The sequence below is a fragment of the Streptomyces resistomycificus genome (genome assembly GCF_001514265.1).
GTDB classification, from domain to species: Bacteria; Actinomycetota; Actinomycetes; order Streptomycetales; family Streptomycetaceae; genus Streptomyces; species Streptomyces resistomycificus.
In genome coordinates, this window is the sequence record NZ_KQ948994.1 from 99,678 (window position 1) to 119,782 (window position 20,105).

Genomic DNA, 20,105 nt, shown 5'->3' on the forward strand with positions numbered 1-20,105 from the left:
GAAGCGGCAGGGCCCTGGTCAATACCTGTCCAGGTGGATAAATTTTCTGGAGCACCCTCTTGCGGTACGGCGAGCACCCTCCATACCGTTCGGAGTCAAACGACTGGCTCGGAGTTACTTCCCGCCCCCGCACTCCGGCTCTCGCGTCGTCCTCCCGCCACCCACCCCATCCGCCCGAGGAGAATCGGTGAGCGCTCACGACAGCCCAGACATCCGCCGGCACATGGAGCGGCTCGCCGCCGACGGCATCGACGTGGTCCGGGTGACCTACCCCGACCTCCTCGGCACCGAGCGCGCCCGTGACGTCCTGCTCGAGGAGCTGCCCCGCGCCATGGACCACGGGCTCGCCTTCTGCCGGGCCGTCTATCACACCAGCCCGCAGGGCGACGTCGTCCCGGTCGGCGGCGGCCTGGACGCCGGACTGCCGGACATCACCGTGCGACCCGATCTCGACACGCTGGCCGCACTGCCGTGGGAGCCGGGCGTCGCCACGTGTCTCGCGGACGTCGTCGACCCGGCCACCGGATCGCCGGCCCCCGAGTCACCGCGCGACCTCCTGCGGGGCGTCCTCGCCCGGTGCCGGGAACTGGACCTGCGGCCGGTCGTCGGACCCGAGCTGGAGTACTTCCTGTGCGAGCCGGACCCCGCCGGAGGCTGGCGCCGGTACGGACGGGAGACGGGTGTCGTCTACACGGCAGGGCTGCGCGCCGACCCCGACAACCACCTCCTGCGCACACTGCGGCACGTCCGGGACCTCAACCTCGGTGTGCTCAGCGGCAACCACGAGTTCGACGGCGGACAGTTCGAGATCAACCTGCGGCACTCCCAGGCGCTGTCGGCCGCCGACCGGGCCTTCCGCTTCAAGGCCGCCGTCAAGGAGCTGGCCCGCGGGGAGGGCCGTCTCGCCACCTTCATGGCCAAGCCCTTCAACGACGCCGGCGGCTCCGGCTTCCACCTCCATCTCTCGTGCGAGGACGCCGAAGGCCGCAACGCCTTCGACGACCCCGCGGGCGCCTACGGCCTCTCGGCCGAGGCCCGGCACGCCGTCGCCGGCATCCTCGCGCACGCACCCGCCCTCGCCGCGCTGGCCAACCCGACGGTCAACTCGTACAAACGCTTCGGCCCCGACACCCTCGCCCCCTGGCTGGTCGACTGGGGCCTGGACAACCGCAGCGCCATGGTCCGCATCCCGCCCGAGCGCGGCTCCGGCTCCCGGCTGGAACTCAGGCTGGGGGACGCGAGCGCCAACCCCTACCTGCTGATCGCCGGAACCCTCGCCGCGGCGCTGCTCGGCATCGAGGCGGGCGAGGAGCCGCCGGCCCCGCTGGAGGGCTACGGCTACGACACCGGCAAGTCGGCCGTACTGCCGATGAGCCTGTCCGCAGCGCTCGACGCGCTGGAGGCGGACACCGCCCTGACCGGCCTCCTCGGCAAGGCCTTCACCACGTCCTTCCTCACCTACAAGCGGGACGAGGTCGAGCGCTTCGGGCGACACGTCACCGACTGGGAGTTCACCGAGTACGCCCACCACCTGTAGGCCGGACGCCCCCTTCGACCGCCCAGCCAGTTCCCCAAGGCCCGAGCCCGCCCAGGAGTTCCCACCCATGACCAGCCCCGCCACGCCCGCCACCACGTCCACGACTCCCAGCACGGGCGCCGAGCTGCGCGCCGCCCTCGCCGAGCCGCTCCCGCTCGACCAGGTGAACCTCACCGACCTCGACCACTTCGCGGACGGCACCACGCCGTGGCGCATGTTCCACACCCTGCGCCACCAGGACCCCGTCCACTGGCAGCCCGAGGAGGCCCCCAACTCCGGTTTCTGGGCCGTGACCCGGCACGCCGACATCGCCCGTGTCGACCGCGACGCCGAGACCTTCACCTCCACCCGGTTCGTCAACCTCGAAGAGGTCGACGACGACCAGATCAAGAAGCGGGCCTCCATCCTGGAGCTGGACGGCGTCCGCCATCGCGCGCTGCGCAGCGTGATCCAAAGGCAGTTCGGGGCGGCCGTCATCAACAGCTACGGCGACTTCCTGCGCGGTCTGACGGCCAGGACCCTGGACGCGGCCCTAGCCAAGGGCAGCTTCGACTTCGTCGAGGAGGTCTCCGCCGACTTCCCCATCAACGTCCTCGCCCGACTCCTCGACGTACCGGCCGAGGACAACCAGCAGCTCATCGACTGGGGCAACCGGATCATCGGCAACACCGACCCCGACTACGCCGACGTGCTGCTGCACAGTGTGGAGAGCGAGAAGTACCGCGACCTCCCGTTCCGCTCGCCGGCCTCCCTCGAAGTCTTCGAGTACGGACGGGAGCTGGCCCGGCAGCGACGCGGCGGCGACGGGAACGACCTCGTCTCCAAACTCGTCAACACCACCCCACGAGACGGAGTCCCGCTCTCCGCCCAGGACTTCGACAACTACTTCCTGCTATTGGTCGTGGCCGGCAACGAGACCACCCGGCACACCATCACCCACTCGATGCTGGCCCTCCTCCAGCACCCCGAGCAGCTCGCCCGCCTCCAGGAGGACCCCTCCCTGATCCCCACGGCGGTCGAGGAGTTCCTGCGCTGGGCCTCGCCCGTCTACCACTTCCGCCGCACCGCGACCCGGGACGTCGAACTCGGCGGCAAGCGGGTCAAGGAGGGCGACAAGGTCGTCATGTGGTTCGCCTCCGGCAACCGCGACGAGGAGGTCTTCGGCAACCCTTACGACTTCGACGTCGCCCGGCAGCACAACGACCACGTCACCTTCGGCAAGGGCGGCCCGCACCTGTGCCTGGGCAACCTGCTCGCCCGCACCGAGATCCGCATCATGTTCGAGGAGCTCATCCCGCGCCTGGCAGGCATCCGCCTGGCCGGCGACGTGCCCCGAGTGCGCTCGAACTTCGTCAACGGCATCAAGAAGCTGCCCGTCGAGGTCACCCTCGCCTGAACGCGAGGAGATTACCGGCATCGTTGCCGAAGTCCACCGTACGATCGGTCATCGCTCTCGACCCCGCGCGCGGCGCGGACGAAGCCGAGGCCGCGACGGTCCCCGCCCGCCTCGCCGAGTACCGCCGGCACGGCGCCCGGGCCGCCGCCGCGTTCGTGGCCGGCGCGTCCTCACCGCAGGCTCCGCCCGGCCGCCTTCGCACCGCGCACATCCGCACCGTGCTCGGCACCCCGGACCACGTCATCGCGCAGGCCAACGCGGGCATGTACACCGACCCCGGCGCGGTGGGCGTCCGCCCGCACAGCGAGGCGTACCTGCGCCGCCGCCCGCAGCCCGCGCTGACGGTATGGACGTCCGAGAAGGCCGCCGAGTGGGAGCGCGGCACGCTACGAGTACCGCGCTCACGCGTCGAGTACTGGCCCCGCACCGGCCACTACCTGCCCGAGGAGCGGATGGAGCGCACGGTCGGGCTCATCCGGACCTGGGCGGACGGGGTCATGGCCGGTTGACGTTGGGGCCCCTCTCCTCTTGGCCCGCCGGGGGGGAAGACACCGACGGTGAACGTGTGGCGGCCGTAGCTGTGACCGAACGGGGTTCTGTCGTAGGGCAGTTGGATGACAACCGTGCGGCGCGGTGCTGTGGGTTTCGGTGGCGGGGCCGACAGTAGGTGCCTCGCCGTGGGGGTTGGTGACTGCGGGGCGCGTACGCTGCGGCAGCCGGGCAGCCGGGCAGCCGGGCAGCCGGGCAGCCGGTGTGGCGGTCAGCCGGGCAGCCGGTGTGGCGGTCAGCCGGTGTGGCGGGAGCGGGTCAGCGCCAGCCCTCCGAGGACCAAGGCGACCAGTCCGACGACCAGGGCCACCAGAGCCCCGCCCAGCCCGTTACCCGTACCGAGACCACCGGACGCGGTGGCCGTGACCAGCCCGCCGAGGGCCATGCCGGCCGCTCCGGCCGCCATGGCCACGATCACTCCGAGTCGCCCGGAGCCGGTGCCGAAACGCCCGGCGGGACGGGTCAGAGCGAGCCAGCCGACGACCGCGCCGATCAGCCCCAGCACGGCGGCCGCGCCGGCCCCGAGCCGCCCGGCGCTCATCTCGTAGGCGTCGGCGGCGGTCGGCTGGACGGAGACGTCGGCGGCCGCCGGCGCGGCAAGCAGGAACACTCCGAGCAGGGCGGCTGACGTCGCGGCAAACACAGTTCGGACCGACATGAGGGCTCCTCGTTCTCTCCGACCGGGATGTCGTCCGATCATGGCCGCCGGGCCCACCCCTCGTCGTCCCGCAGCCGGAGGCACTTCGCGCTGCCGCGGAGGACACCCGCGGTTGCCGCAGCGGCGGCAGGCGCCCAGAAGCTACTGCGGGCGCGGTAGTCGGCCGCTCCTCCGCGAGTGGGACTCGCCCGCGGCGGCATCTGGCTAGGGTGCGCGCATGACTACAGGACGGTCCGGTGTCCCGGCAGGAGCCATGGACTGGGTTATCGCCGTCGGTGTGGCGGCGACTCTGGCGGTCGCCGGGGTGTCAGGGGATCACTCCGACCCGGGCCGCGACCTGCTCGGCTACGGTCTCCTGGCGGCCGGTGGCCTGGGGCTCGCAGCGCGGCGCCGTGCTCCGGTCGCCGTCCTGGCCGTCACCGGTCTGTGTGCGGTGGGCTACCAGGCGGTGGGTTTCGACGTGCCCGCAGTCGCGTACCTGTTCGCGGTGTACGCGGCCGTACGGGCGGGACGCCGCACCATCACGGTGGTGGCGAGCGTGACCATGGTGGCCGTTCTGCCTCTCGCGGCCCTGGCTTCGGGGCCGCACGACACGGGCGCGGCCTTCGCACAGGCCCGGGGCGCCCTCGAGCTGGCCTGGCTGATCGCGGCGGGCGCCGCGGGGGAAGCGTTGCGGCAGGCCGAGCGGAGGGCCGACGAGGCCGAGCGCACCCGGGAGGAGACCGCGCGGCGCCGTGCCGACGAGGAACGGCTGCACATCGCCAGGGAACTGCATGATTCCCTCACCCACCAGATCTCGGTGATCAAGGTGCAGTCCGAAGTCGCCGTCCACGTGGCCCGCAGGCGGGGCGAGCAGGTGCCGGAGGCGCTGCTGGCCATCCAGCAGGCCGGACGTGAGGCCTCCCGGGAACTGCGCGCCACACTGGAGGCGCTGCGCGACGACAGCACGGCTCCGCCTCGCGGACTCGATCACCTCGTGGAACTGGTGGAACGGGCCCGTGCGTCCGGCCTGGACGCGACACTGACGATCGAGGGAGACCGACAGGACGTGCCGGCCGCGGTGGACCGGACCGTCTACCGGATCGTTCAGGAGTCGCTCACCAACATCGCCCGGCACGCCTCCGCCGCAACGGCATCGGTCCGGATCGACTGCCGTCCGGACGCTCTCGCGATACGCGTCGACGACGACGGAAAGGCCACACCGGACACCGCCCCGGAGCCCGGCGTGGGGCTGCTCGGGATGCGCGAACGTGTCACCGCCCTCGGCGGCCGGCTGCGAGCGGAGCCGCGCGAGACGGGCGGCTTCACCGTCCAGGTCGAACTGCCCGTGGAACAGACGTCATGATCCGTGTCCTGCTGGTCGACGACCAGCCACTCATACGCAGCGGATTCCGCGCGCTCCTCGACCTGGAGGACGACATCGAGGTGGTGGCCGAGGCCGGCGACGGGGAGGAGGGCCTCTCCCTCGCCAGGGAACACCTGCCCGACGTCGCTCTCATCGACATCCGGATGCCCGTCGTCGACGGCATCGAGACGACCCGGCGCATCGCCGCGGACCCGGACCTGAGCGGGGTTCACGTCGTCATCCTGACCAACTACGGCTTCGACCAGTACGTGTTCGACGCGCTGCGCGCCGGCGCGGCCGGATTCCTCGTCAAGGACATCGTGCCGGAAGACTTCCTCCACGCCGTCCGCGTCGCCGCGCGCGGCGACGTCCTGCTCGCGCCGTCGATCACCCGCAAGCTGATCAACCGGTACGTCGACCAGCCACTCCACACCGGCCCGAGCGCAGGGCTGGAAGAGCTGACCAACCGGGAACGCGAAGCCGTCGCCCTGGTCGCGCAGGGCCTTTCCAACGACCAGATCGCCGCCCGCATGGTGATCAGCGCGCTCACCGCGAAAACGCACATCAACCGGGCCATGACGAAGCTCCGAGCCCGTGACCGCGCCCAACTCGTCATCCACGCCTACGAGTCCGGGCTGGTGGCCCCGCGCAACCGCTGACGGGGCACTAACTCCGCGAGACGTCCTTGACGAACACGAGGCCGTCGCTGTCCGCCAAGTGGGCCGGGTCGAACGGGGCGTAGCCGAACCAGGGGGATACCCGGTGGGACGGCCGCGTGGGGCCGAGGGCGGTGGCCAGCCGCCCGGCGTCGATGACGCAGCGGTCCTCCGGGAGTGCGTACAGGAGACCTTCGACCGTGTCCGGCGGCGGTGTGTCCACTCCCTGGTGCCGGATGGTGCCGAGCGCCGTGGCCACGAAGGCGTACGCCTCGCCGAGTCGGGCGCTCACCAGCGCGCCGGCGCTCCACCACTCCAGCGCCGTACCGCCCATCCGCATCGAGCTCTTCTCCCGCTGGAGGTGGGAGTTGTGGGCGTGGACGAGTGCGGGGCCCTGTTCGGCGACGGCGAGGAGGTTGTGGGCCATGATCTGGTCCCGCACACCCACCAGCCGGCTCATGCGGACCGGCGAGGTGTCGGCCATCCAGTAGTGGTAGCGCAGCAGGCCGGTCGCGGTGCGCCCGTACAGGCGGGCCCGGTCCCAGTCGTCCCGCGAGGTCGCCGCGATCAGGTGCGGTGTCTGCGTGTCGAGCACCGCCACCAGATCGTCGGCGAGCAACCGCAGCTTCCCGGCCTCGGCGGACTGCCCCACGGACTGGGCAGGGTCCGTCATCGCGGCGGGGTTGGTCCACCGGTCGTCGGTACCGAGCAGGCCGTCGAGCGTGTCCGCGGTGCAGGGGAGAAGGTCCGCGCCCACCCGTGCCGAGAGGTAGTCGTGGAGTGCGGTGAGGGCCTGCCGGGGGCTCGCGGCGCCGGTGATCTCCAACGGGCCGTCGAATCCGGCGAAGCGGAGCCGCTCGGACGCGGGGCGGCCTTCGTTGAAGGCCCGGATCCAACGCACGAGTTCGCGGTTGGCCGCGGACGCGCCCCACCCGTGGCTGAATCCGCTGTCCATGACGTCGTCGAGGGTGCCCGTGCCCGAAGTGACGTAGTCGTCCACGGTCAGGCCCATCATGCAGTCGCTCTCGATGGTGATCGTCCGGTAACCCTCCTGCTCGACGAGCTGCCGGAAGAGGTCGTTGCGCAGGTCGAGCAGAGTGTCCTCGCCGTGGGTGGGCTCGCCCAGGGCGAGCAGCCGAGGCCGGGCCGGGAGCAGCCTCATGACGGCGGCAGCATCGACGGCACGAGCGGTGTCCTTGATGTCGGTAACATCCATGCCTTCAACGGTATCGTTGAACTTTCGGTTGAAACTTTTTCCCGACATCGCCGCGATAGCGTGGATCGCATGGGTCAAAACCTTCAAAGCAGTGAGCGGCTGAGGCCGGTCGACCTGGCGCGAGGGCACGGTCTGTCCACACAGGCGATCAGGAACTACGAGGAGGCCGGCATTCTTCCGGCCGCTGGTCGCACGCCCCACGGCTACCGCACCTACACCTCGCTGCACGCGGGGGCCCTGCGCGCGTTCCTCGCCCTGCTGCCCGGCCATGGCCACCGGACGGCGACGGAGATCATGCGGGCCGTGAACCAGGGCGCGGTCGAGGAGGCGTTCCGTCTCATCGACGAGAGCCACGCCCAACTCCTCGACGACCGGCGGACCCTCCAGGCCGTGGAGAGCGCCCTGAGCGACCTGGAGCCCGTCACGGCACCCGAGCCGGGTGTGAAGCCGGGTGCGGTGTCCGGGCCGGGCGGCATGTTCATCGGGCCGCTGGCCGAGAAGCTCGGAATCCGGCCCGCGACGCTGCGCAAGTGGGAGGGCGCGGGGCTGGTACGGCCGCGCCGCGACCCGCGGACCGGGTACCGCGTCTACGACCAGGCCGACGTACGGGACGCCCGGCTGGCCCACCAGCTCAGGCGGGGTGGCTATCTGCTGGAGCAGATCGCCCCGCTGATCGCGCGGGTACGGGCGGCCGGCGGGCTGGAGCCGCTGGAGGCCGCACTGCGTGACTGGCACGGTCGGCTGTCCGCCCGTGGGCGGGCGATGCTGACCGGGGCCGCGGAGCTGGAGGCGTACCTCCGCGAGCGCTGAGGAGAGTTCGGGTGAGTCAGGCCGAGGGGTCTCGCTGCTCGGCCACGGCTTCGCGCACGTTCTGGAGGAAGCGCTCGACCGTCGCCAGCTCGGTGCCGGAGAAGGCCCGTGTCGCGGCGACGACCTCTGTGATCAGCGGACCGAAGAACGACTGGCCGAGCGCGACTGCCTGATCGTCGACCTCGAGCAGCACACGGCGTCGGTCGCGGCTGTCGCGTGTGCGCCGCACGTGACCGAGTCTCTCGAGTCGGTCGACGAGGGCCGTGGTGCCCGCGGAGTTCAGGCCGAGCTGTCTCCCGAGCCAGCCGGGCGTCGCGAGTGTGTCCGCCCGAGCGGCGTCCAGCAGGCAGATCAGGGCACGGACGTCGGTCGGGTGCAGGCCGTTGCGTTGCGCGAACTCGGCTCCGAGCAGGTCGAGTTCGACGGTGATGGCGCGTAGCTGATGCACGACCCGCAGCCCGGGTTCTCCTTCAACCATTCCACTCCGCCCTTCCGGGATCGATCCCACCCACATAGTATCTCGCTCGGCGAGATACTTGCTCAGCGACCTATTTCTCCGAGGGTGTCCCATGGCAGAAGACCTGACCGACTTCCTGGCGGCGTACGACGCCGTCCTGGACCAATGGCCCGTGCCCGTCGACCGGATGGACCTGACGTCCGAGTACGGCACGACCCGGGTCACCGCGTGCGGCCCCGCCGGTGGCGAGCCGCTGGTGCTGCTGCACGGTGGCGGGGCCACCTCGGCGGTGTGGTTCGCCAACGTGGGCGACCTGAGTCGCACCCGACGCGTCTACGCCGTGGACCGGATCGGTGAGGCAGGCCGCAGCCGGCCGGGGGACCGTCCCGTCCGGTCCGTCGACGACCTCCTCGACTGGCTGGACGGCGTACTCGACGGCTTGGGCCTGCGCAGCACCGACCTGTGCGGCCACTCCTACGGCGCCTGGATCGCCCTCACCTGTGCGCTGCGTACGCCGAACCGGGTCCGCAAGCTCGCTCTCCTCGACCCCACCCAGTGCTTCGCCGGATTCAGGGCCACGTACCTGCTGCGCGCCCTCCCCACCCTCATCCGGCCCACCGCCCGACGGGCCCGCGCGTTCATCGCCTGGGAGACCGACGGCGCCGATGTCGACCCCGCGTGGCTGGAGCTGTACGCACGGGCCGCCGAGTTCCCGCACACGAAGGTCGTCGTCGGCAGACGCCCGCGGCCCCGGCGACTGCGGGGCTCGACGGTCCCCACGCTGGTGCTGCTCGCGGGGGACAGCAGGGCACATGACGTTCGGCGTGTGGAGGCGGCGGCGCGACGGGACCTGCCAGACGCCGAAACCGCCGTACTCCCCGGCATATCGCACCACAGCATCCCGTTCACCCGAGCCGCCGAACTCGACGGAGTGCTCCTGGACTTCCTCGCCAAGCCCTGAACCGGGGTGACCCGCTCACATCGTCGGGGGGCGCGATCGAGTGGACGGGGTCGGCTGCCAGAACCAAGGACTTGCGCATGGAGCACCGTTCCGGGGGTCAGGATGGCGGGCCGGCGGCTCAGCGAGACGTGGTCCACCGGGGCGCGGTATCCGCCCAAGCCGCTTCCCACCGCGCGAGGTTGTGCCGCTCCAGTCTGCGGTTGGCGTAGCCGTACGCGGCGACGCCGAGGAGGGGGACGGCCAGGGTGGCGAGGACGGCGTAGCCCACGGCGCGGTCGCGGACCTGTTCCGCGGTCAGGGGAGGGTCGGTGACCTTTCCTTCGGTGCTGATCCACACGCGGACGGTGCTGCCGGCGGGCAGGGCGGGCTCGACGTCGGCTTCCGCGGTGCGGGTGAGTCCCCGGGGGTCGGTGAAGCGGACGGGGACCGGGTACAGCGCCTTCTTCGCCTCGTCCGATCCCGGTTCCGGGTGACGGGGGGAGCCGTCGAGCAGTACGGCGGTCGTGTGGTGCCGGGTGGCGGCCTGGTGCTGGGCGGTCGCCTCGTGGTGGCGGTAGGCGGTGTCGCCGACCAGGAACATGGCGGTGAGGGTGGCGGCCGGCACGGCCAGGATCAGGGCGACGGCGATCCATGCCTGCGCGAGATCCGTTCGGCGGCGCAGGGGGTTGCGCCGCCATCGCCACAGCAGGACGCGCGGGGGGCCTTCGGGAGGGTGGGCCGGGGGTGTCGCGCGGACCACGGTGCTTCTCCTTCCGTATGTGCGTGGGCGCTAGGGCGCGTGGCAGCCTCACCGGGCGCTTGCCGAGGCCCGGTGCGGGCACGGGGTCGGGGCCTGGGCGGGGTGGTCACCGGCCGGCCTCCCTCACCTGTTGGCAGCGGGCGCAGTAACGGGCCTGCGGCACGATCATCAGGCGTTCGCGGCCGACGGGCCTTCGGCACAGATGGCAGGTGCCGTAGCGGCCCTGGTCCATCCGGGTGAGCGCGGCTTCGACGTCGGCGAGGACCATGCGGGCGGAGGCGGCGAGCTTGACGCGGACCTCGATCTGCGAGGTGGCCTGCCGGTCGAGGAACGCGTCGGTGCGGGGCGTGGCGGCTGCTGAGAGCTGCTGCAGCTGTTCCTTGCGGAAGACGCGTTGCTCGTGCAGGTTCTCGCGCAGTGCGGCGAGGTCCTCGATCGACAGAGTCGTGTGGCGGTCGTCGATGGTCTGATGGTTCACCGGTTCACCCCTCGGGCAGGGCGGGAGACGGAGGTCGGACGGACGGCTGTCAGGCGGTGGCGCGCTGGCAGGGGACGCAGAAACGCGTGTAGGGCAGGATCTCCAGGCGTTCGACAGGGATGGGCTTGGAGCAGTTCCGGCAGACGCCGTAGCTGCCGTCCCGGACGCGGGCGAAGGCGGCCTCGACCTCCGTGAGGACCCGCTGGATGGTGTCTTTCTGCGCGGCCATCACCTGTTCCTCCGCGTCAGGCCCGCTCTCGTCGATGACCTGGAGTTGGGTGAGGCGGGTGGCACGTTCGTGTTCGAGGCGCCGGCGGGCCTCGTGTGCCGTCAGTCGCTCCGGGCGGGTTTCGGTCGGGGACGTGTCGAGCGACATGGCGGGTCCTTCTTTCGACTGGTCGGGTCGCGGCGGGCAGGGCAGAGGGGCACGAGGGCCGGGAATCACGGGTGGCGGTCCGTGTCTCCACCGTGGCCGCGACGCAGCGCGAAACCCATCGGGCGCGATACCCATCTCCGGCGTGACCCGGAGCCCATCGCGGGGTGGGCAGGCCAGGTCCGGGAAATGGGTACTGGAGCCCATCGACGGTGGAGCCGGGAGCGGGCACGCTGGCGGCAGGCCGGTCGAGACCAGTGGCCGCAGCTCACGCTCGGGGTGCGCGGTGACCGACAGTAGAGACACAGCCGTGTCACGCAGAGGAAGGCGTCATCCCGGTGTCCCTGTTCTGGCGGATCTTCGCGCTCAACGCGGTTGTGCTGGGGAGCGCCACCGCGCTGCTGCTGTGGGCTCCGGTGACCGTTTCCGTGCCGGTGGTGCTGACCGAGGCGGTGATCCTCGTGGCCGGCCTGGCCGTCATGCTGGTGGCCAACGCGGCCCTGCTGCGGATCGGCCTGGCCCCGCTCGACCGGCTCACCCGGCTGATGGCCACCGTCGACCTGTTGCGGCCCGGGCAACGACTGCCGGAGCACGGCCGCGCCGAGACCGCCGAACTGATCCGCACGTTCAACGCCATGCTGGAGCGCCTCGAACACGAACGGGCCTCCAGCAGTGCCCGGGTCCTGCTCGCCCAGGAAGCCGAGCGGCGCCGCATCGCCCAGGAACTGCACGACGAGGTCGGCCAGAGCATGACCGCGATCCTGCTGTCGCTGGAGCGGGCCGCCGACGAGGCGGACCAGCCCCTGCGCGGTGAACTGCGGCAGGTCCAGGAGATCACCCGGGGGAGCCTGGACGAGGTGCGTCGGCTGGTGCGTCGGCTGCGGCCGGGCGTGCTGGAGGACCTCGGTCTGGTCAGTGGCCTGACCTCGCTGACCACCGAGTTCGCCACCCATGTCGGCATGCGCGTGGTGCGCCGCTTCGACACCGGCCTGCCCGTCCTCGACCAGCAGACGGAACTGGTGCTGTACCGCGTCGCCCAGGAGGCCCTGACCAACGCGGCCCGCCACGCCGAGGCCGGCCAGGTCGAGGTGAGCCTGCAGCACGCCGGGGAAGCGGTGGTGCTGGCCGTCGTCGACGACGGCCGCGGAACCGGCGTCGCGCGCGAAGGAGCGGGAATTCGCGGCATGCGCGAGCGCGCTCTGCTGATCGGGGCCACGCTGGACGTCACCTCCCAGCCGCAGGCCGGTACGACGGTCCGGCTGACCGTGCCACTCCTCAGGAAGCAGCCATGACCACGCCCGACACACCCGCGATCCGCATCCTGCTCGCCGACGACCACGCGCTGGTACGTCGCGGGGTGCGGCTCATCCTCGACCGGGAGCCGGACCTCGAGGTCGTCGCCGAGGCCGGGGACGGCGCGCAGGCCATCGACCTGGCCCGCACCCATGAGGTGGACCTGGCGGTGATGGACATCGCCATGCCCCGGATGACCGGCCTGCAGGCCACCCGCGAACTCGTCGCGCTGAAGCCCGAAGTGCGGGTGCTGATGCTGACGATGCATGACAACGAGCAGTACTTCTTCCAGGCGCTGAAGGCGGGCGCCAGCGGATACGTGCTGAAGTCCGTGGCCGACCGCGACCTGGTGGCGGCATGCCGGGCCGCCATGCGCGACGAGCCGTTCCTGTATCCCGGCGCGGTCACCGCGCTGATCCGCAACTACCTCGACCGTGTCCGCCACGGCGAGGAGCCGCCCGACCAGGTGCTGACCGCGCGTGAGGAGGAGGTCCTCAAGCTCGTGGCCGAGGGCCACTCCTCCAAGGAGATCGCCCGGATACTCTTCATCAGCATCAAGACCGTCCACCGGCATCGGGCCAACCTGCTGCACAAACTCGGCCTGCGTGACCGGCTGGAGCTCACCCGCTACGCGATCCGCGCCGGGCTCATCGAAGCCTGATCCGGCTGACTGACGCGGGCTCAGGCTGCATACTGCCACCCGGGGCTGTGAAACGTCGGGCTGCTCAGGGCGGACCGCCGACACGGAAGGGGGACGGTGGCATGGCACGCTGCACGCGCACCGTCCCGCGCGCGGTCGGACCGCGTCCGGTGGCGGCTCTCCTCTCCCTGCTCGCCGTCCTCGTCGCCTTGCTCAGCCCGCCTGTGCTCGGCAGTTCGCACCCTCATGCGCCAAGTGGCGCGGTGTCCGCCGCCGAGATCACGTCGGCACCGTGCAAGCCGTTCGTGAAGCACGCGGACCCAGTGGTCTGCACCGCCGCCGTCCTGATCCAACGGGACGTCACCGGCGAGCGTCATGTTCCGCCGGTCCCCGCCCCCGACGAGCCGAGTCGCACCGCGGTCGGCCTCCTCCAGTCCGCGCGAACCCCGCTGTCGGCGGTCCGCCCGCCTCGCTCGCGGCAACCGGCGGCCTGTCACGGCGTGCGGGCCCCGCCTTCCCTCTCCGGCACCCACATCTCTTCTCTCCTTTCCTGACCGCGGCCACTGTGCTGGCCGCGGTGTGCCTGCCGGAGGCCCACCGTGAACCGATCCATGCCCATCAGAGGGCTGATCGCCCTCGCTGCTGTCGTCCTGTCCCTGTACGTCGCGCTCACCGTGCCCGTCCACCTCGGACTCGATCTGCGGGGTGGCACCCAGATCGTGCTGGAGACCCGCCCCACCGCCGACACCGACGCCGGCGCCGAGACCACGGACCGCACCGTGGAGGTGCTGCGCGGCCGTATCGACGCGCTCGGCGTCGCCGAACCCACCATCGCCCGCTCCGGCACCGACCGGATCGTCGTCGAACTGCCCGGCCTGCAGGACCCCCGGGAGGCGGCCGACGTACTCGGCCGCACCGCCCAGCTCACCTTCCACCAGGTACTCGGCACCGCGGCCGGCGCCGACGACCCGCTGCCCGAACGATCCCACCAGCAGGTGATGGCCGACGAATCAGGCCGACTTCTGCGCCTCGAGGCGGCCTCCATGACCGGAAAGGACGTCGAGAAGGCGGCCGCCCGCCTCGACCAGCAGAGCGGCACCGGATGGCACGTCACCGTCGACTTCAAGGGATCAGGAGGGGACGGATGGGCCCGCCTGACCGGTGAGGCGGCCTGCCACCCGGCCGGGGACCCGGCCCGCCGGGTGGCGATCGTCCTGGACGACAAGATCGTCTCCTCGCCGCAGGTCGACCCGTCCGTCGCATGCCGGTCGGGCATCAGCGGCGGCTCCACCCAGATCACCGGAACCTTCGACAGCAGCGAAGCCAAGGAGTTGGCCCTGCTCGTCAACGGCGGCGCCCTGCCGGTGCCGGTCGAGACCATCGAGCAGCGGACCGTCGGCCCCACCCTGGGCGCTGAGGCCATCACCGCCAGTGCCTGGGCCGCCGTCATCGGCACCGCTGTGACCTCGCTGTTCATCATCGCCGTCTACCGGCTCGTGGGCGCCCTGGCCACCGTGGCCCTGGCCTGCTACGGCCTCATCTCCTACGCGGCCCTCGCGGCCCTCGGCGCCACCCTCACCCTGCCCGGCCTCGCCGGGTTCGTCCTGGCCATCGGCATGGCGGTCGACGCCAACGTGCTCGTCTTCGAACGCGCCCGTGAGGAGTACGCCTCGCGCCACCGTCCCACCCCACGGTCGTCCCTGACCGTCGGATTCCGGAAGGCCTTCAGCGCGATCGCCGACTCCAACATCACCACCCTCATCGCCGCCGGCCTGCTGTTCTTCCTCGCCTCCGGACCCGTGCGCGGATTCGGTGTCACGCTGGGAATCGGCGTCCTCGCCTCCATGGTCAGCGCCCTCGTCATCACCCGTGCCCTCGCCGACCACGCCGTCGCCCGTCCCCGCCTGCGTCGCCACCCCCACCTCACCGGCATCGCCCACACCGGTACCGTCCGCGACCGCCTCACCCGCACCCACCCGAACCTGATGCGCCACCCGCGCCGGTGGCTGGCCGCCTCCGCCGCCGTCCTGGTCCTGGCCGCCTCCGGCATCGCTGTGCGTGGTCTCGACTTCGGCGTCGAGTTCACCGGTGGCCGCCTCATCGAATACACCACGGCCACCCCCGTCGACCCCGACCGGGCCCGCACCGCGCTCGCCGACGCCGGATTCCCCCGGGCCGTCGTCCAGACCTCCGGCGACAACCAGTTCACCGTCCGCACCCACCAGCTGAGCAACGCCCAGGCGGCGACCGTCACCGACACCATCACCGGCCTGACACACCAGGCCGACAAGATCCGCGACGAAGCCATCGGTCCGAGCCTCGGCAAGGAACTCCGCCAGGGCGCCCTCATCGCCCTCGTCGTCGCCCTCGGCGCCCAGCTCGTCTATCTCGCGGCACGCTTCCGCTGGCTGCTGGGAACCTCCGCGGTCGCCGCCCTCGCGCACGACGTCGTGATCCTCATCGGCATCTTCGCGTGGCTCGGCAAGCCCATCGACGGCGTCTTCCTGGCCGCGCTGCTGACCGTCATCGGCTACTCCGTCAACGACTCCGTCGTCGTCTTCGACCGGATCAGGGAACTCGGCCGCCGCGACGGCAAGGCGCCCCTCGCCCGCGTGGCCAACGAGGCGCTCCTGCAGACCCTGCCCCGCACCGTCAACACCGGCATGGGCGCGGCGTTCATCCTCACCGCACTGGCCGTCCTCGGCGGCGAGACCCTGACGGACTTCGCCCTCGCCCTCCTCGTCGGCCTCGTGGTCGGCACCTACTCCTCGATGTTCACGGCCACACCGCTGGCCATCCAACTGCACCAACGCACCCAGGGCCGTACGAAGTTCTGATCGTGTGAGAGGGAAAAGGGTTGGGCGGGGTGCCGATCGGGCTGCTAGCTTGCAGCTGACCGTGACCCCGCCCAGGGAGGTGAGACCCATGAACGCTGTGTTCGCAAGGGTGCTCCCCCTCGTCGTCACGGTCCGGCGATTGGCGTAGGTGTCGCCGGGAGTGCCCCGACGAAAAGGCACTCCCGAAAGGCAACACCCCATGCATTCTGTGCAGTTCACCGCGCAGACCACGTCGAACGGCGTCGTCGAGCGCGATTTCACCGTGGGCGGGATTCCGGGCGTGCTCTGGTCGCCCGCATCCGCCGACGCCGACCGGGCGCCCCTGGTGCTGTTGGGGCACGGTGGCGGCACGCACAAGAAGTGGCCGGCGATGACTGGCCGTGCACATCTCCTCGTGTCCGGCTGCGGCTTCCACGTCGCCTGCATCGACGCGCCCGGGCACGGTGACCGGCCGCGTACGGCGTACGACGAGCAGGAGATCGCCGCGCTGTACCGGGCGCGGGAGGCGGGCGAGCCGGAAGGCCCGATCGTCGTCCGCTACAACGCCCACCTGGCGGAGCGCGCCGTACCCGAGTGGCAGGAGGCGCTGGACGCCCTCCAGGCGCTTCCGGAGATCGGCACCGAGGGGCCGGTCGGCTACTTCGGCCTGAACATGGGCACCGCGATCGGGGTGCCGCTGACGGCGGCCGATCCCAGGATCACCGCCGCGGTCTTCGGTCTCCACTGGCCCGATGCGCTGGCCGAGAAGGCGCAGCGGATCACCATCCCGATCGAGTACATGCTCCAGTGGGACGACGAGCACATCCCACGGGAGTCGGGACTCGCCCTGTTCGACGCCTTCGCCTCGACGGAGAAGACGCTGCACGCCAACGCGGGCAGGCACAAGGAACTGCCCAGGTTCGAGGCCGACGGCGCGGTCCGGTTCTTCGCCCGGCACCTCGGCCGAGCGGTAAGGACAGCGGCCTGAGGGGCGGTCTCGGGTGAGGCTGCGCATCGGGCCCAGGAGGCATGCCGCCGCCCGGCACTGTCGTGTATGCGGCGCCTGCGGAGATGAGCCGCGCCACCGCGAGGGCGCCCGGTCCGGTCCGTCTTCCGCGCCCGCGCCGCGGCCGGCCGTACACCACCGGCCTGCCACGGCTGCCACGGCGGGCCCGCGGGCAGGGCCGCACGGCCGATCGGCAGGAGCAGAGCCCTTCGCCGACGCGGGCACGGCCCAGCCCTGTCGCCTGAGGCGATCAGGCGGCGGGCTCCAACCGGACGCAGCACCGGCCCGGTCCGGGTGACAGACACGCTTCGTAGCCGGTCTCGCCCAGCCCGCCGAGGACACCGCGCAGCAGGTGCAGGTTCATGCCGCACACCGTCCGCGTGTGCTCACGGGCCAGGGCGTGGAAGGGGCAGTTGGCCAGCACGATCGCGCCGTCGTCGTGCCGTGGCTCGAACCCGTACCGCTCCAGCAGGTCGAGAAGGCCTGCGCCGTCCATGTCGCCGAGCTGCGTGCCCAGTTCCTCGGCCTTGCGGTGCAGTACCTGCTGCACCGGCTCACCGGTCGCCCCGGATTCCTCCACGGCCTGGGCGAGGAGTCGCCCGGCGAGCTCGTAGCGCCGGTCCGGCAGGCTGACCGCGAACTGTTTCGCCGAGCGCCGGTACAGCTTGGCCGGCCTGCCCGCTCCCGGCCCCGCGCGACCGCTGCGTCGCTCGTAGACCACGTCGAGCAGGGACTCATCGGCGAGGCGGTCGAGATGGAACGCCGCGGTCTGCCGCGCCAGCCCCAGCGCGGCGGCAGCCTCGTCCCGGCTGACGGCACCGGGCTGACGCACCACATGGTCGTACAGCCTCCTGCGCGTCGGCTCATCCAGAGCGGCGACCGCGGAGACATCGGCATCGCGTACTTCCCTCGTGTCGTCCACGAACACCAGTGTAAAACCCACAGCCATTGACTAAAGAAGAGTTCCGAGCTTCTATAAATAACGAGAGTTGTCGATAGAGGGAGTGGTTCTCATGTCCTCCGCAACCACCAGCGCCACGTCCGCGACCCCGCGGCGTGCGCTGTTCGCCGATCCCGGCTATCAGGCGTTCGTGATCCTGCGCACCGCCTTCACGGTGGCGCCGATCCTGTTCGGGCTGGACAAGTTCGCCAACCTGCTCGTGGACTGGCCCGCCTACCTCGCTCCGTGGGTCAACGACCTCGTTCCCGGCAGCGGTCAGGCGGCCATGTACGCCGTCGGCGTGATCGAGATCGTGGCCGGTGTCGCCGTGGCCCTCGCACCCCGTTTCGGAGCCTGGCTGGTGGCCGGCTGGCTGGCCGGCATCATCGTCAACCTCCTGACCATCCCCGACTACTACGACATCGCGCTGCGCGACTTCGGCCTCCTCCTCGGCGCCGTCGCACTCGGCCGCCTCGCCGAGCGCTACCACGGCAAGCGGCAGGCGGGAGCACTGCACGGGCGCGACTCGCGCTGATCACCCCCGGCGGGCGTGCCTTCCGGGCCGCCCGCGCCGAGGGGAGGGCCTGGCCACGGCATACCCGGCAGCGTCCCACCGCCCTGCGGGGACGCCGACGGCTCAGATGCGATGCTCCTCAGTGCGTGGGGCGTTCGCCCGCAGCGCGGTTCTCCAGTTGGGAGGCGAGGACCGCGGCCTGTACCCGGCGCTGCACACCGAGCTTGGCCAGCAGCCGGCTGATGTGGTTCTTGACCGTCTTCTCCGACAGGTACAGCTTCCTGCCGATCTCGCGGTTGGTCAGCCCGTCCCCGATCAGGGCGAGAATGTCCCGCTCACGCGGGGACAGGCTCGCCAGTTCGGGCGACATGCCCGGGCTCTCGGCCGGGTCGGCGCGCAGCGAGCGCATCAGGCGAGCCGTCGTGGCGGGGTCCAGCATCGACTGGCCCGAGGCGACCGTGCGAACCGCGGAGACCAGGTCCGAACCCTTGATCTGCTTGAGGACGTAGCCGGCGGCGCCGGCCATGATCGCGTCGAGCAGGGCGTCGTCGTCGTCGAACGACGTCAGCATCAGACAGGCCAGGTGCGGCATCCGGCTGCGCAGTTCCCGGCACACCGTGATGCCGTCGCCGTCCGGCAGCCGCACGTCGAGCACGGCGACGTCGGGGCGCAGCGCGGGGCCGCGTGCCAGCGCGTGTTCGACCGTGCCCGCGTCGCCGACCACCGAGATGTCCGGTTCGGCGTCGAGCAGGTCGGTGATGCCGCGCCGCACGACCTCGTGGTCGTCCAGGAGGAACACACGGACGGGGTTCTGCTCGCTGAACCTGTGTTCCTCGGTCATGACGACCCCTCGTCTCCGACGACGTGCGGAATGCGGACTGCCCGTGACGACGATCATTACTCGCCGGGACCTGATGCACTAGGGCCGACCGGCCCCATCGGCCCACGACAACAGGACCGAATCGGGTGCGCTGTCCGGCGTTCGCCGCCCGCGGCAGGGCGCCGGAGTCCTGAAGGTGAGCCTTGCCGACGGCACGCGCCGTGTCACCCGGCCGGTGTGAACCGGACGTCCACCACGCCTTCGACGGCGCGTACCAGGCGCGCGGCCACGGGGACCAGCGACGTGTCCCGGACGCGTCCGGCGAGGGTCACGACTCCGTCGCACACCTCCACGCGAACGGCTGACGCAGGCGTGGGGAGGAGATGGGCCACGACCTCCCGCCGGATCTCCTCGGCGATCTCCTCATCGTCGCGCAGGAACACCTTGAGCAGGTCCGACCGGCTGACGATGCCCTTCAGCACGCCCTGCGCGTCGACCACGGGAAGTCGTTTGACCCGGGCGCGTGCCATGGTCCGCGCGGCCTGGGCGAGCGTCGCGTCGGGACGGGTCGTGAGGGCGGGGGAGGTCATCAGTTCCTCGGCGGTCAGCGCGCCGGCCTTCGCCAGGTCCGAGAGGCGCCGCAGCTGTGTGTACCGGTCGGGGTCGCTGTCGCGGAACTCCTCCTTGGGCAGCAGGTCGGCCTCCGAGACGACGCCGACGACGCGGCCGTCGCCCGCGAGGACGGGCAGGGCACTCACCTTCCGGTCCTGCATCAGCCGCACGACGTCCTTGAACGCGGCCTGACGACCCACGGCCGTGACCGTGTGGGTCATGACGTCGCTGACGATGTAGGGCGTCCCGTGCATCGCTGACTCCTTCGTCGCGGCCACGGACCCGGGCT

At 71.4% G+C, this 20,105-nt stretch carries 22 protein-coding genes; 13 read left to right on the plus strand and 9 right to left on the minus strand.

Annotated features, from left to right (window positions below; genetic code table 11):
• Positions 1-223 precede the first annotated feature (223 nt).
• From AQJ84_RS23340 to AQJ84_RS23350, 3 genes are all read left to right on the plus strand, one after another.
• On the plus strand, positions 224-1,537 hold the full coding sequence (locus tag AQJ84_RS23340; protein WP_374935365.1) for a glutamine synthetase family protein: 1,314 nt from the start codon (positions 224-226) through the stop codon (positions 1,535-1,537).
• Positions 1,538-1,604: 67 nt separating this feature from the next.
• On the plus strand, positions 1,605-2,933 hold the full coding sequence (locus tag AQJ84_RS23345; RefSeq protein WP_225877114.1) for a cytochrome P450: 1,329 nt from the start codon (positions 1,605-1,607) through the stop codon (positions 2,931-2,933).
• Positions 2,934-2,956: 23 nt separating this feature from the next.
• On the plus strand, positions 2,957-3,442 hold the full coding sequence (locus tag AQJ84_RS23350; RefSeq protein ID WP_225877113.1) for a hypothetical protein: 486 nt from the start codon (positions 2,957-2,959) through the stop codon (positions 3,440-3,442).
• Between the two features lie 275 nt (positions 3,443-3,717).
• On the opposite strand, the gene AQJ84_RS23355 is transcribed toward AQJ84_RS23350, so the two are convergent.
• Positions 3,718-4,140 (minus strand): DUF6223 family protein, encoded by a 423-nt coding sequence (locus tag AQJ84_RS23355; RefSeq protein ID WP_053190978.1) that lies wholly within the window; start codon positions 4,138-4,140, stop codon positions 3,718-3,720.
• A 217-nt stretch (positions 4,141-4,357) separates the two neighbouring features.
• On the opposite strand from AQJ84_RS23355, the gene AQJ84_RS23360 reads away from it, so the two are divergent.
• Both AQJ84_RS23360 and AQJ84_RS23365 read left to right on the plus strand, forming a co-directional pair.
• A complete protein-coding gene (locus AQJ84_RS23360; protein ID WP_030038094.1) occupies positions 4,358-5,485 on the plus strand; it encodes a sensor histidine kinase in 1,128 nt (375 codons plus the stop codon).
• On the plus strand, positions 5,482-6,144 hold the full coding sequence (locus tag AQJ84_RS23365) for a response regulator (RefSeq protein ID WP_030038093.1): 663 nt from the start codon (positions 5,482-5,484) through the stop codon (positions 6,142-6,144). The genes AQJ84_RS23360 and AQJ84_RS23365 overlap by 4 nt, the downstream gene beginning before the upstream one ends.
• Positions 6,145-6,151: 7 nt before the next feature.
• Here AQJ84_RS23365 and AQJ84_RS23370 read toward each other — a convergent pair whose 3' ends face one another.
• Positions 6,152-7,357 carry an erythromycin esterase family protein gene (locus AQJ84_RS23370; protein WP_030038092.1) on the minus strand — a complete coding sequence of 402 codons (1,206 nt, stop codon included), beginning with the start codon at positions 7,355-7,357 and terminating at the stop codon, positions 6,152-6,154.
• Between the two features lie 69 nt (positions 7,358-7,426).
• On the opposite strand from AQJ84_RS23370, the gene AQJ84_RS23375 reads away from it, so the two are divergent.
• On the plus strand, positions 7,427-8,167 hold the full coding sequence (locus AQJ84_RS23375; protein WP_053190980.1) for a TioE family transcriptional regulator: 741 nt from the start codon (positions 7,427-7,429) through the stop codon (positions 8,165-8,167).
• 16 nt (positions 8,168-8,183) lie between these two features.
• Here the strand turns inward: AQJ84_RS23375 and AQJ84_RS23380 are convergent, their stop codons facing one another.
• Positions 8,184-8,645, minus strand: coding sequence for a MarR family transcriptional regulator (locus AQJ84_RS23380; RefSeq protein WP_030038091.1), 462 nt, complete (start codon positions 8,643-8,645; stop codon positions 8,184-8,186).
• A gap of 91 nt (positions 8,646-8,736) precedes the next feature.
• On the opposite strand from AQJ84_RS23380, the gene AQJ84_RS23385 reads away from it, so the two are divergent.
• Positions 8,737-9,585 (plus strand): alpha/beta fold hydrolase, encoded by an 849-nt coding sequence (locus tag AQJ84_RS23385; RefSeq protein WP_030038090.1) that lies wholly within the window; start codon positions 8,737-8,739, stop codon positions 9,583-9,585.
• Positions 9,586-9,703: 118 nt separating this feature from the next.
• Here the strand turns inward: AQJ84_RS23385 and AQJ84_RS23390 are convergent, their stop codons facing one another.
• The 3 genes from AQJ84_RS23390 to AQJ84_RS23400 form a co-directional block, all read right to left on the minus strand.
• Positions 9,704-10,324, minus strand: coding sequence for an Rv1733c family protein (locus AQJ84_RS23390; RefSeq protein WP_030038089.1), 621 nt, complete (start codon positions 10,322-10,324; stop codon positions 9,704-9,706).
• 106 nt (positions 10,325-10,430) lie between these two features.
• Complete coding sequence (locus AQJ84_RS23395) at positions 10,431-10,802, minus strand: TraR/DksA family transcriptional regulator (RefSeq protein ID WP_030038088.1); 372 nt, start codon at positions 10,800-10,802, stop codon at positions 10,431-10,433.
• A 49-nt stretch (positions 10,803-10,851) separates the two neighbouring features.
• The gene (locus tag AQJ84_RS23400) at positions 10,852-11,178 is read right to left on the minus strand and encodes a TraR/DksA family transcriptional regulator (protein ID WP_030038087.1); all 327 of its coding nucleotides are present in this window, start codon (positions 11,176-11,178) and stop codon (positions 10,852-10,854) included.
• Positions 11,179-11,513: 335 nt separating this feature from the next.
• Here AQJ84_RS23400 and AQJ84_RS23405 point away from each other — a divergent pair, with 335 nt between their 5' ends.
• From AQJ84_RS23405 to AQJ84_RS23425, 5 genes are all read left to right on the plus strand, one after another.
• Positions 11,514-12,467, plus strand: coding sequence for a HAMP domain-containing sensor histidine kinase (locus AQJ84_RS23405; RefSeq protein WP_030038086.1), 954 nt, complete (start codon positions 11,514-11,516; stop codon positions 12,465-12,467).
• Positions 12,464-13,129, plus strand: a complete 666-nt coding sequence (locus tag AQJ84_RS23410; protein WP_030038085.1) for a response regulator transcription factor — start codon at positions 12,464-12,466, stop codon at positions 13,127-13,129. The genes AQJ84_RS23405 and AQJ84_RS23410 overlap by 4 nt, the downstream gene beginning before the upstream one ends.
• Positions 13,130-13,230: 101 nt before the next feature.
• Positions 13,231-13,662 carry a hypothetical protein gene (locus AQJ84_RS23415; protein ID WP_030038084.1) on the plus strand — a complete coding sequence of 144 codons (432 nt, stop codon included), beginning with the start codon at positions 13,231-13,233 and terminating at the stop codon, positions 13,660-13,662.
• A gap of 57 nt (positions 13,663-13,719) precedes the next feature.
• Entirely contained in the window at positions 13,720-15,945 is a 2,226-nt protein-coding gene (gene secD / locus AQJ84_RS23420; RefSeq protein WP_225889138.1) for a protein translocase subunit SecD, read from the plus strand.
• Positions 15,946-16,144: 199 nt separating this feature from the next.
• Positions 16,145-16,912, plus strand: coding sequence for an alpha/beta fold hydrolase (locus AQJ84_RS23425; RefSeq protein WP_030038081.1), 768 nt, complete (start codon positions 16,145-16,147; stop codon positions 16,910-16,912).
• 268 nt (positions 16,913-17,180) lie between these two features.
• Here the strand turns inward: AQJ84_RS23425 and AQJ84_RS23430 are convergent, their stop codons facing one another.
• Positions 17,181-17,879, minus strand: a complete 699-nt coding sequence (locus AQJ84_RS23430) for a helix-turn-helix transcriptional regulator (RefSeq protein WP_374935280.1) — start codon at positions 17,877-17,879, stop codon at positions 17,181-17,183.
• Between the two features lie 64 nt (positions 17,880-17,943).
• On the opposite strand from AQJ84_RS23430, the gene AQJ84_RS23435 reads away from it, so the two are divergent.
• Entirely contained in the window at positions 17,944-18,405 is a 462-nt protein-coding gene (locus tag AQJ84_RS23435) for a membrane protein (protein ID WP_030038079.1), read from the plus strand.
• A 118-nt stretch (positions 18,406-18,523) separates the two neighbouring features.
• Here AQJ84_RS23435 and AQJ84_RS23440 read toward each other — a convergent pair whose 3' ends face one another.
• Both AQJ84_RS23440 and AQJ84_RS23445 read right to left on the minus strand, forming a co-directional pair.
• Positions 18,524-19,225 carry a response regulator gene (locus tag AQJ84_RS23440; protein ID WP_030038078.1) on the minus strand — a complete coding sequence of 234 codons (702 nt, stop codon included), beginning with the start codon at positions 19,223-19,225 and terminating at the stop codon, positions 18,524-18,526.
• Between the two features lie 203 nt (positions 19,226-19,428).
• Positions 19,429-20,070: a CBS domain-containing protein gene (locus AQJ84_RS23445; protein WP_030038077.1), complete on the minus strand. Its 642-nt coding sequence runs from the start codon at positions 20,068-20,070 to the stop codon at positions 19,429-19,431.
• Positions 20,071-20,105: the final 35 nt, after the last annotated feature.

Coding starts and splice junctions, on each gene's coding strand:
- AQJ84_RS23340 (WP_374935365.1), top strand. CDS start 224: ATGGAGCGGCTCGCCGCCGACGGCATCGACGTGGTCCGGGTGACCTAC.
- AQJ84_RS23345 (WP_225877114.1), top strand. CDS start 1,605: ATGACCAGCCCCGCCACGCCCGCCACCACGTCCACGACTCCCAGCACG.
- AQJ84_RS23355 (WP_053190978.1), bottom strand. CDS start 4,140: ATGTCGGTCCGAACTGTGTTTGCCGCGACGTCAGCCGCCCTGCTCGGA.
- AQJ84_RS23360 (WP_030038094.1), top strand. CDS start 4,358: ATGACTACAGGACGGTCCGGTGTCCCGGCAGGAGCCATGGACTGGGTT.
- AQJ84_RS23365 (WP_030038093.1), top strand. CDS start 5,482: ATGATCCGTGTCCTGCTGGTCGACGACCAGCCACTCATACGCAGCGGA.
- AQJ84_RS23370 (WP_030038092.1), bottom strand. CDS start 7,357: ATGGATGTTACCGACATCAAGGACACCGCTCGTGCCGTCGATGCTGCC.
- AQJ84_RS23375 (WP_053190980.1), top strand. CDS start 7,427: ATGGGTCAAAACCTTCAAAGCAGTGAGCGGCTGAGGCCGGTCGACCTG.
- AQJ84_RS23380 (WP_030038091.1), bottom strand. CDS start 8,645: ATGGTTGAAGGAGAACCCGGGCTGCGGGTCGTGCATCAGCTACGCGCC.
- AQJ84_RS23385 (WP_030038090.1), top strand. CDS start 8,737: ATGGCAGAAGACCTGACCGACTTCCTGGCGGCGTACGACGCCGTCCTG.
- AQJ84_RS23400 (WP_030038087.1), bottom strand. CDS start 11,178: ATGTCGCTCGACACGTCCCCGACCGAAACCCGCCCGGAGCGACTGACG.
- AQJ84_RS23410 (WP_030038085.1), top strand. CDS start 12,464: ATGACCACGCCCGACACACCCGCGATCCGCATCCTGCTCGCCGACGAC.
- AQJ84_RS23415 (WP_030038084.1), top strand. CDS start 13,231: ATGGCACGCTGCACGCGCACCGTCCCGCGCGCGGTCGGACCGCGTCCG.
- secD (WP_225889138.1), top strand. CDS start 13,720: ATGCCCATCAGAGGGCTGATCGCCCTCGCTGCTGTCGTCCTGTCCCTG.
- AQJ84_RS23425 (WP_030038081.1), top strand. CDS start 16,145: ATGCATTCTGTGCAGTTCACCGCGCAGACCACGTCGAACGGCGTCGTC.
- AQJ84_RS23430 (WP_374935280.1), bottom strand. CDS start 17,879: ATGGCTGTGGGTTTTACACTGGTGTTCGTGGACGACACGAGGGAAGTA.
- AQJ84_RS23435 (WP_030038079.1), top strand. CDS start 17,944: ATGTCCTCCGCAACCACCAGCGCCACGTCCGCGACCCCGCGGCGTGCG.
- AQJ84_RS23440 (WP_030038078.1), bottom strand. CDS start 19,225: ATGACCGAGGAACACAGGTTCAGCGAGCAGAACCCCGTCCGTGTGTTC.
- AQJ84_RS23445 (WP_030038077.1), bottom strand. CDS start 20,070: ATGCACGGGACGCCCTACATCGTCAGCGACGTCATGACCCACACGGTC.